Origin of the sequence: Caballeronia sp. J97 (assembly GCF_905220305.1) — a bacterium.
In the GTDB taxonomy this organism is placed as follows: Bacteria; Pseudomonadota; Gammaproteobacteria; order Burkholderiales; family Burkholderiaceae; genus Caballeronia.
In genome coordinates this window covers 1-8,677 of record NZ_CAJMZL010000061.1, presented here as the reverse complement: position 1 = coordinate 8,677, position 8,677 = coordinate 1, and the positions used below count along the sequence as shown (strand labels likewise).

Sequence of the window (8,677 nt, the reverse complement as noted above, 5' to 3'; positions counted from 1 at the left end):
CTGCTGTACTTCTACTGCTGTACTTCTACTGCTTCACCGCTACAATTTTCACTGCTCAAACATCGCGATCGAATCGACCGACGAATCATGCTGGCCAGCATTTAAAAAGAACATTTGCTCCGGCGATGCACCGCTGTTCGCGAACATATCGGCTGCTGCGCGTCCACCATTCATCGACATAAAGACAATCAAACTCATCGACATAATGGCGGCGGCAAGGATGAGGCGCTTCTTCTGCATGGCGGCTGCTCTTTGTTGTTCGGCGTTGATGTAATAGTAGAGAGCCGAAGCTAGGAAAGCTCTAATCCGCGTCTTAAATATCGACGACAAAAACTCGGATCGAAAAAGCACGATCGATTGATCACAACCGATCACGCGGCGCACACGATTGTTCGAACCGTCTAGTACATTTCTTTCCTAGTGACCTGCGCACAACACGGCGGAAAAGAACTTTACTGTCGCCTTGCCAGCAGACGGCGATGTCGGGAGAATTGAAGCAACGGCCTAAAAGCCGGTCCTTCACCGATGCCGTCAGCAGTAACGCCGGGCGCCATGCCCATCGACTCCATTCGAACGACTGGACGCGTTGCTGCATGCGGCGGCGAAACACGAGAGCTCGATGGCAACCTTAGAGGGCAAGGCGCGATACCGGATTGATACCGATAACACCGGAGCCGGCATCGCCATCATGATCCTGACGACGGCGACCTTCGCGGCGAGCGATTCCACCGTCAAGCTGATCGGCACCGCAGTCCCTCTACTGGCGCTACTCTGGGTGCGCTATCTGTTTCAGATGATCGTGATGGGTGTCTGGCAAGTGCGCCGCCGCGCGTTCGGGCTCTTTCGCACGGGCAGCGTGAGACTGCAGATCGTGCGCGCAGTGTTGCTGCTCACCAATTCCGCATGCACGTTCGCGGGCCTGCGGCATCTGCCGCTGCCGGTCACCACGTCCCTTGCGATGCTCGCTCCGCTCATCTCCACCCTGCTTGCGGCGCTCGTCTTGAAAGACGAAGTGCCACGCAGCAAATGGGCGCTGGTCGTGATCGGTTTCATCGGCATGCTGCTGGTCGTGCGGCCGGGCGGCAGTCAGTTCAGCTGGACCGTGGTCTATCCGATCGGCGCGGCCACGACGTTCGCATGCTTCCAGGTGGTGTCGAGCCATCTGTCGCGCGTCGACGACGCGATCACGACCAACTTCCTCACAGCGCTCGTCGCGACCGTCATGCTATGCGTGCTCGTGTGGATGGATCAGGCCGAAACCCTGCCCGCACTCGGACAGGTGCGGGTCCAGAGCTGGCTGCTCGTCGTCTTCATGGCGACGATGGCGACCACCGGGCACGGACTCATGCTACAGGCGCTCCAACGCGCGCCGCTCTCCGTGCTGACGCCGCTCGGCTACGCCCAGCTCGCATTCGCCGCGCTCTTCAGCTGGCTGCTGTTCGGACAGGTGCCGGACTTCTGGATGGCGATCGGCATGTGCGTGATTGCCGCGAGCGGCATCGGCACCGTGCTCCTGCATGGACGCAAGACGGCGCCGGCCGTATCGAAGGAAGTCTGACGCTGAAGGGACCGCGCGGTCGCGAATACGATCAGTTTGCCGGATGCGCGTGCTGCGCCTGGCCCGTGCAGAGCCAGTGCGGATCGATGTCGAGCGCCTTCGCGATGCGGTTGAATGCCGCGAACGGCGGAACCGTGATGCCGCGCCGCCAGAATTGCACGTCGTGCTCGCTCACATCGAGCCAGCCGGCGGCTTTTGCGGAACTGATGTTTGCCTTCTGCAGTGCTCTGTCGAGTCGCGCGGCCATGGCGCGCCGCAATGCGTTGTCTTCGTGACTGCGTTCAAGGTGGCCAAGGGTTTGGGAATGTCGCCCCATTTTCTTCAAGTCTCTCGATTTATATCTTTATGCCGTTCAGCGCCGGCTCATTCGCGCGAGGGTGAATCCTACGGATTCACGATGACGAGGCAGTGACAGAAATACCGGGAAAAATCACTCGCCTCTCGCCTGTCCGTCGCGCGTGTTGCAGGGCGTGATTCTTCCAACTCGCGCATCAATGCGTCAAGTGGGGGAACAACGCATTCGGTAACTTTTAGCTTAGGTGTTTACCAGCGGACACCCTTCGCAGCACGGTCGCCGCAGCACAGTCTGCGAGAAGCCGAACGAACGTGCATACGCCGGCCGACTGGTCGGCATTTTTTCTGTTTCGGGAATACTGCCAAAAAATCGATTGACCGTTCGAATAGCGTGATGTGTGATCAAATCGCGCTTACTTGATAAGCCTGCCAATGGATATCGGTCGAAATGCTTTTTTGATAAATGGCGGACTGGTTTAAAGTCAAGGCGGGAAAACGTAATTGACACTTCACGGCCGTGTCTTAGAATGGTCGTTCGCTGCATCGCACAAATTCATCGGCAATCAATCGGCCACTTCCATATGGAGTCGAGCATGAGCAGTCTTGCACCGGAAAACGTCATTGCGTCACAAAAGCAGGGGGTCGATACGACCTTCGGTCTCGCTTCACAAGCTGTCGGAGGCTTCGAAAAGCTGGTCGACCTGAACGTGCGCACGGTCAGGACAGCGCTCGACGAGCATCAGGCACTCATCGCCAGGACGCTGTCCGCGCGCGATCCGCAGGAATTCCTCGCGCTTCAGAACCAGCATCTGCAGGACAGCGCGCAGCGCGTGCAGGCGTACTGGCTGAGCGTCTACGAGATCGCGGCCGGCGTGCGCGGCAGCTATATGGAAGCGGCGCAGGATCAGATCGAGAAGTCGCAGCGTAACGTGCAGGCATTCGTCGAAAGCCTCGCGAGCAACGCGCCCGTCGGCAGCGAAGCCGTGGTGAAGGCTTGGCGCACCGCGATCGATGCCGCGACGGAATCGGCGAACTCGGCTTACGAAGCTGCCAGGAAGGCGGCGAAGCAAGTGGTCGAAGCCGCGCAAAACGACGCCAGCGTCGCGAGCCAGACGGCAGTGCGCGCTGTGTCGCCGAAAACGGCAAGCGCGAAGAAGTAATCTCGCGGCGGTTCCGAAAAAGGCGGACGCGGTCCGCCTTTTCTTTTTTCGCCTCAGCCGCCCAGACTTTTCAAAACCAGCTCGTGCGAGCGGCCGATCCACACGGCCGAATCGCGATGATCGACCAGCGCGTCGCCGGTGTTCGGGTGCATGAAGATATCGAGCGCGCCGTGGTTGAGCGTCAGCCACTCGAGCATCGGCGCAAGCAGTTCCCCGCCGAATCCCAGTTGGAATGACCACATCGGATGCGGTCCGACCGGCCGTTCGTGAAACCGCCCCAGCCGCAGTGCGCCGTTTTGAAGCTCGCTTGCAAACCGTTGCTCGATGACGAGTCGAAGCTGCCACGCGGCGTCGCGGCTCGGGGCATCGAAGTAGACATGTGCGTGCCAGTCGGCGATGGTTCGGGTGTCCGTGGCGTTCATCGTTTCATCCATGCGCGGCAATATTGAGACGCGAGTCATTTTAGCGAACCGCGTTCAGCAACGTTCGAGCGTCCAGAGCACGGCGCCGTTAGCAAAGGCGCGATGACGCGTCGCGCGCATGCCGGTCTCGGCGCCGAGTTGCGACAGCACGAACGCATCGGCGAAGCGCGTGATTCCGGCGATCGAAGGCGACGACGACAACCGTTCGATCCACAATCCGCCCGCGTCGCCCGAAAGCGATGCGACACGCGCGCCCGTCATGCGCGCCCGATGCACGACGACGCCGCTCTGCGGCAACGCTTCGTCGACGACCCAGACGCGCGTCGATGCGCGCATCGTGCAGCCGAACGGAATCCACGGCAATCCCGATACGCCCGTCGCGATGAGGAACGCGCGCCGTGTCGTGCTCATCGCCCGTCTCCTTCGACGCCAGAACGCGTCGCGGGCCAGATGCCCTGCTTGCCCGGCGACAGGATGCCGTTCGGGTCGAGCGCGGTCTTGATCGTGTTCGAAAGCCGCATCGACGCGTGATCGTTGAAATCGTATTGCGCGGCGGCGAGGTCCATATACGAAAGATGCGTGCGATATTGGCCGTAGCCTGCCGCGCCCGCATCGCGGATCAGCGTTTCGATCAGCGCGCCGGCATCGCGCGATTGCTTCGGATCGTCGCGATCGAAAATCGCCGCGAAGATGTGATGCATCGAACGTTCGCCCGCCGTGAATCCGCCGTAATAATCGAAGCCGAATTGCGCGGCGCGCTCGCGCACCATGCGAACCTGCCTGACGGCATCGCGGCCGATGGGCGGACACACCGGCGAGAAATCGATATGCGCGCCCGAGCCGCCGCGCCAGTTCAGCAGGTTGAACGCTTCGAGCCCCGGAATGCCGACCTGCGCGCGATCGCCGCCGCCTTCCGGCTCGACCGATGCCTCGCGATACGGCATTTCGAAAAGCGTCGCGCCCGCGATCGGTTTGAAGCGCGCGTGCACGATATCGCGGCGCGCCCGCACGAGCGATGGCGGTCCATACAGGCAGAAGCGCAGGTTCCAGCGTCCGATGCCGATCTTGCGCGCCATCGCGTCGATGGCGTCGTCGGGCATTGCGCCGTCGCCTTCGAACCAGTCCTTGCGCGTCGACACGCCCGCCGCCCAGCGCACCGCGCTTTCGATGACCGCGTTGCTTTGAATCGTGCCGTCCATCCTGAGCGGGCGCAGCGTATCGACGACACGCTCTAGGTCGTCCTCGCGCGCGAACGCGTAGCGGCAGATCATGTAGCCTTCGGGCGCGGGCATCAGCCAGAGGCCGAGCTTCGTCACGACGCCGAAGTTCGACTGCATGAACATGCCGTCGTACGACGGGCCGAAACCGCCCTTGAACACCTGCCAGTCGCGGCTCGACGACATTGCGCCCATGCCGGTGCGCACCACATCCCCGTTCGCCAGCACGACTTCCATGCCGCACTGGCTGGCCGCGTGGTCGCCGTAGGGCGTCGTGCCGTAGCCGCGTTCGAGCGTGTTGCCGACGACGCTGCCCCATCCGGCCGCAGGCGGATCGAGCCAGAAGCGCCGCGGCGTACCGAGCGCGCGATGCAGGTCGTAATACGTCACGCCGGGCTCGACGAGCGCGTAGCCCAGCGTTTCATCGATCTCGATGATGCGCTTCATCCTTCGCAAATCGAGCACGATGCATCCGCGCAGGCGCGGCGCGGCGCCGCCGTATGCGAAGTTGCGCCCCGTCGATACGGTCCAGAGCGGCACGCGATATCGATTCGCGATCGACAGCGCCGCGCGCACGCCATCGACATCGTGCGGCAAGACCGCCGCGGACGGCGCATGCGCGGATGCATCGCCGGGTGCGAACGGATCGAGATACGCCTGATACGACGGGGCATCGTCCGACAGCACCGCATCGCTGCCGAGCGCCGCCGCGAAATCCGCGAGCGCGGCGCGAGACTGCGCCGCCGATAATCCCGGCGCTAGCGTCCGCGTGCTCAATAGCCGCCGCTGCTGCCGCTATTCGACGTCGTGCCCGACGTCCCCGAATTGCCATCGGTCTGACAGCCCGCGAGCAGGCCGGCGAGCAGAGCGAGCATGACTGTTGCGATTCTGGCGAGCTTCATGGAATCAACCTCCGAAAGTGATGTGAATCGGGCGCGACGATCGAGACGCTTGTCCATTAAACGCGCGGCGGGCCGCCGATATTCCTGCGCGCGGATCTGGATTTGGCGTCCGGACACGCATGCTAGACTGCTGTACATGCATACAGTATCCGAGCCCGCCTACACCGTCGCCGTGCGCGCGCTGTGCGAATTCACGGCGAAACAGGGCGATCTCGATCTGCGCTTCACGCCGGCGCCGAGCGCACAAGAAGGCATCGCGGGCCATGTCACGGTGACGAACCGGCGCCCGGCCGGATACCAAAAGGAGATCTCGCTGTCGGAAACCTGCGGGCCGCTTTGCGTGCGCGGCCGCGCCGATGGCTTCGATCCCGCGCTCAACCGGCTCGAAGAGATCAAGACGCATCGCGGCAAGCTCGAATCGATGCCGGAGAATCATCGGCATCTGCATTGGGCGCAGGCGCGCGTCTATGGGCATCTGATGTGCCGCAAGCTCGGGCTCGAATCCATCGAGATCGCGCTCGTGTATTTCGATATCGTCGACGAGACCGAGAGCGTGCTCGTCGAAACGCAGACGGCCAGCGCGCTCGCCGCGCATTTCGAGGCGCAGTGCGAGCGCTTCATCGCGTGGGCGCGGCAGGAGCTTCGCCACGGTGCGGCGCGCGACGAAGCGCTGCGAGCGCTCGCGTTTCCTCACGCCGATTTCCGCCCCGGGCAACGCGCGCTTGCGGAAGCGGTGTACCGCTCGGCGGTATCGAAGCGCTGTCTCGCGGCGCAAGCGCCGACGGGCATCGGCAAAACGGTCGGCACGCTGTTTCCGCTTTTGAAGGCGTGGCCCGGCCAGCAACTCGACAAGATCTTCTTTCTCACCGCGAAAAGCGCAGGGCGGCAACTCGCGCTCGATGCGCTGACGACGCTCGCCGCGACGCCTTTGCGCGTCGTCGAGCTCGTCGCGCGCGACAAGGCCTGCGAATATCCGGATCGCGCGTGCCACGGCGAATCGTGTCCGCTCGCGCGCGGCTTCTACGATCGCCTCGCCGATGCACGCGCCGCCGCGCTCGAATGTGCGCAACTCGATCGCGCCTCGGTTGCCGAGGTCGCGCGGCGGCACGAAGTCTGTCCGTACTATCTGAGTCAGGAGCTGTCGCGCTGGAGCGACGTGGTCGTCGGCGATTACAACTACTACTTCGACACGAGCGCGATGCTCTTCGCGCTCGCGGAGGCGAATCGCTGGCGCGTGGCGGTGCTCGTCGACGAAGCGCACAACCTCGTCGAGCGGGCGCGCGGCATGTACTCCGCGACGCTCGATCAGGCCGCCTTCGATGCGATGCGCCGCGACGCGCCGCCCTTGCTCAAGAAGGCGCTCGGGCGCGTCGCGCGAAGCTGGAGCGAAACGGCGAGCGAACAGCACGCGTCGGGCACCGATTACGCGGCGCACACCGGGCCGCCCGCGCGCTTTCTGGCCGCGCTCGGGCAAGCCGTCTCGCTCATGACGGAAACGCTCGGCGAACAGCCCGACATCTTCACGCCCGATACCCTGCGCTTCTATTTCGATGCGGTGCATTTCACGCGCATCGCGGAGCGCTTCGGTTCGCATTCGATCTTCGATATCACGCTTGCCGGCTCGCGCTCGTCCGCGAAGAAGCGCCATGCCGTGCTATGCCTGCGCAACGTGATTCCCGCGCCGCATCTCGCGCCGCGCTTCGCGCGCGCCCATAGCGTCGCGCTCTTTTCGGCGACGCTCACGCCGGCGCACTTCTACGCCGACACGCTCGGCCTGCCGGCATCGAGCGTGCGGATCGATGTCGAATCGCCCTTCGCCGCCGAACAGCTCGACGTGCGCGCCATCGCCGATTTGTCCACGCGCTATCGCGACCGCGAGCAGTCGGTGGACCGCATCGCCGATCTCATCGCCGCGCAGTTCTTTCGCAGCGAGGGCAACTATCTGAGCTTCTTCAGCAGCTTCGAGTATCTCGCGCAAGTGGCGACGGCGCTCGCGGCTCGCCATCCGTCGATTCCATGCTGGCAGCAGTCCCGCGCGATGAGCGAAGCGGCGCAACGCGAGTTTCTCGCCCGCTTCGTCGCAGACGGGCGCGGGGTCGGCTTCGCGGTGCTGGGCGGCGCATTCGGCGAGGCGATCGATTTGCCGGGCACGCGTCTCGTCGGCGCGTTCGTCGCGACGCTCGGCCTGCCGCAACTGAACCCCGTCAATCAGCAAATGAAGGCGCGCATGCACGAGGCGTTCGGCGAGGGATATGCGTACACGTATCTTTTTCCCGGCTTGCAGAAGGTCGTCCAGGCGGCCGGGCGCGTGATCCGCGGCCCGCTCGATCGCGGCGTGCTCTATCTGATCGACGACCGCTTCGCGCGCGCCGAAGTGCGGCGTCTCCTGCCCGCGTGGTGGAAGGTGAAAGTGCTCCGGCAACGCGATCTGGGCGGATCGAGGAATACGACCATTTAGACGCGCGCGCCGCCGCCGTTAACTGGTCAATCGCGGGCATTCGTCTTGCTGCTCTCCGGCACCTCAGGGGCACGAAGATGTCCCCATCGGGCCGACAGAGCCCACCATTGGAGAACCCACTTGTCTATCGCTCAAACCCCGCGACCCATCGATGCGCTGGACATGCTCGAAGCCGATCACCGTGCCATCGAGCAATTGTTCGATGCCTTCGAACGCGCGGAGCGCAACGATCTCGAACGCAAGAACGCGCTGGTTCAGCGCGCTTGCGAACTGCTGACGATTCACGCGATCGTCGAGGAAGAATTGCTGTACCCGGTCGCGCAGGACGCGCTCGCGGCCGATCGACGCATCGACGTAGACGAAGCCTATGTCGAGCATTTTCTGGTGAAGACGCTGATCGAACGCTTCGCGAACCTGAAAGCCGGCGAAGACGGCTTCGACGCGACTTTCAAGGTGCTCAGGGAAAACACGACGCATCACATCGAAGAAGAGGAAACCACGCTCTTTCCGGAAGTGCGCAAGACGCAGATGGATCTCGTCGCGATCGGCGCGAAGATGGCCGCGCGCGCGGCCGCGCTGAAGGAGCGGATCACGGCGGCAGCGATGGCGCACTGAATTGCGCAGCAAGAGCCGGAGTGCGTGCGTGGCGCGAGTGGCGCACACTGC

The 8,677-nt window shown here is 63.4% G+C and carries 10 protein-coding genes; 4 read left to right on the top strand and 6 right to left on the bottom strand.

The window, feature by feature from the left end:
• Positions 1-48 precede the first annotated feature (48 nt).
• Entirely contained in the window at positions 49-384 is a 336-nt protein-coding gene (locus U4Y90_RS35525; RefSeq protein ID WP_321801772.1) for a hypothetical protein, read from the bottom strand.
• 235 nt (positions 385-619) lie between these two features.
• On the opposite strand from U4Y90_RS35525, the gene U4Y90_RS35520 reads away from it, so the two are divergent.
• Complete coding sequence (locus tag U4Y90_RS35520) at positions 620-1,558, top strand: DMT family transporter (protein ID WP_321801771.1); 939 nt, start codon at positions 620-622, stop codon at positions 1,556-1,558.
• Positions 1,559-1,589: 31 nt separating this feature from the next.
• Here the strand turns inward: U4Y90_RS35520 and U4Y90_RS35515 are convergent, their stop codons facing one another.
• Positions 1,590-1,805 (bottom strand): helix-turn-helix transcriptional regulator, encoded by a 216-nt coding sequence (locus U4Y90_RS35515; RefSeq protein ID WP_321801769.1) that lies wholly within the window; start codon positions 1,803-1,805, stop codon positions 1,590-1,592.
• Between the two features lie 640 nt (positions 1,806-2,445).
• Between U4Y90_RS35515 and U4Y90_RS35510 the strand changes: the two genes are divergently transcribed.
• Positions 2,446-3,012 (top strand): phasin family protein, encoded by a 567-nt coding sequence (locus tag U4Y90_RS35510; protein WP_321801768.1) that lies wholly within the window; start codon positions 2,446-2,448, stop codon positions 3,010-3,012.
• Positions 3,013-3,065: 53 nt separating this feature from the next.
• On the opposite strand, the gene U4Y90_RS35505 is transcribed toward U4Y90_RS35510, so the two are convergent.
• Genes U4Y90_RS35505 through U4Y90_RS35490 form a run of 4 tightly spaced genes read right to left on the bottom strand, consistent with a single transcriptional unit; the run spans position 3,066 to position 5,553 of the window.
• Positions 3,066-3,434, bottom strand: a complete 369-nt coding sequence (locus U4Y90_RS35505) for a DOPA 4,5-dioxygenase family protein (protein WP_321801766.1) — start codon at positions 3,432-3,434, stop codon at positions 3,066-3,068.
• A gap of 54 nt (positions 3,435-3,488) precedes the next feature.
• Positions 3,489-3,845 (bottom strand): hypothetical protein, encoded by a 357-nt coding sequence (locus U4Y90_RS35500; RefSeq protein WP_321801764.1) that lies wholly within the window; start codon positions 3,843-3,845, stop codon positions 3,489-3,491.
• Positions 3,842-5,428, bottom strand: coding sequence for an FAD-binding oxidoreductase (locus tag U4Y90_RS35495; RefSeq protein WP_321801763.1), 1,587 nt, complete (start codon positions 5,426-5,428; stop codon positions 3,842-3,844). Before U4Y90_RS35495 ends, U4Y90_RS35500 begins: the two co-directional genes overlap by 4 nt.
• Complete coding sequence (locus U4Y90_RS35490; protein ID WP_321801761.1) at positions 5,425-5,553, bottom strand: hypothetical protein; 129 nt, start codon at positions 5,551-5,553, stop codon at positions 5,425-5,427. Before U4Y90_RS35490 ends, U4Y90_RS35495 begins: the two co-directional genes overlap by 4 nt.
• A 136-nt stretch (positions 5,554-5,689) precedes the next feature.
• Here U4Y90_RS35490 and U4Y90_RS35485 point away from each other — a divergent pair, with 136 nt between their 5' ends.
• Both U4Y90_RS35485 and U4Y90_RS35480 read left to right on the top strand, forming a co-directional pair.
• Complete coding sequence (locus tag U4Y90_RS35485; RefSeq protein WP_321801759.1) at positions 5,690-8,011, top strand: ATP-dependent DNA helicase; 2,322 nt, start codon at positions 5,690-5,692, stop codon at positions 8,009-8,011.
• Positions 8,012-8,173: 162 nt separating this feature from the next.
• Complete coding sequence (locus U4Y90_RS35480) at positions 8,174-8,626, top strand: hemerythrin domain-containing protein (protein ID WP_321801774.1); 453 nt, start codon at positions 8,174-8,176, stop codon at positions 8,624-8,626.
• The last annotated feature ends 51 nt before the right edge of the window (positions 8,627-8,677 follow it).

Bases quoted from the DNA above. Each gene is read 5' to 3' on its own strand.
- U4Y90_RS35520 (WP_321801771.1), top strand. From the start codon at position 620: ATGGCAACCTTAGAGGGCAAGGCGCGATACCGGATTGATACCGATAAC.
- U4Y90_RS35515 (WP_321801769.1), bottom strand. From the start codon at position 1,805: ATGGCCGCGCGACTCGACAGAGCACTGCAGAAGGCAAACATCAGTTCC.
- U4Y90_RS35510 (WP_321801768.1), top strand. From the start codon at position 2,446: ATGAGCAGTCTTGCACCGGAAAACGTCATTGCGTCACAAAAGCAGGGG.
- U4Y90_RS35505 (WP_321801766.1), bottom strand. From the start codon at position 3,434: ATGAACGCCACGGACACCCGAACCATCGCCGACTGGCACGCACATGTC.
- U4Y90_RS35500 (WP_321801764.1), bottom strand. From the start codon at position 3,845: ATGAGCACGACACGGCGCGCGTTCCTCATCGCGACGGGCGTATCGGGA.
- U4Y90_RS35490 (WP_321801761.1), bottom strand. From the start codon at position 5,553: ATGAAGCTCGCCAGAATCGCAACAGTCATGCTCGCTCTGCTCGCCGGC.
- U4Y90_RS35485 (WP_321801759.1), top strand. From the start codon at position 5,690: ATGCATACAGTATCCGAGCCCGCCTACACCGTCGCCGTGCGCGCGCTG.
- U4Y90_RS35480 (WP_321801774.1), top strand. From the start codon at position 8,174: ATGCTCGAAGCCGATCACCGTGCCATCGAGCAATTGTTCGATGCCTTC.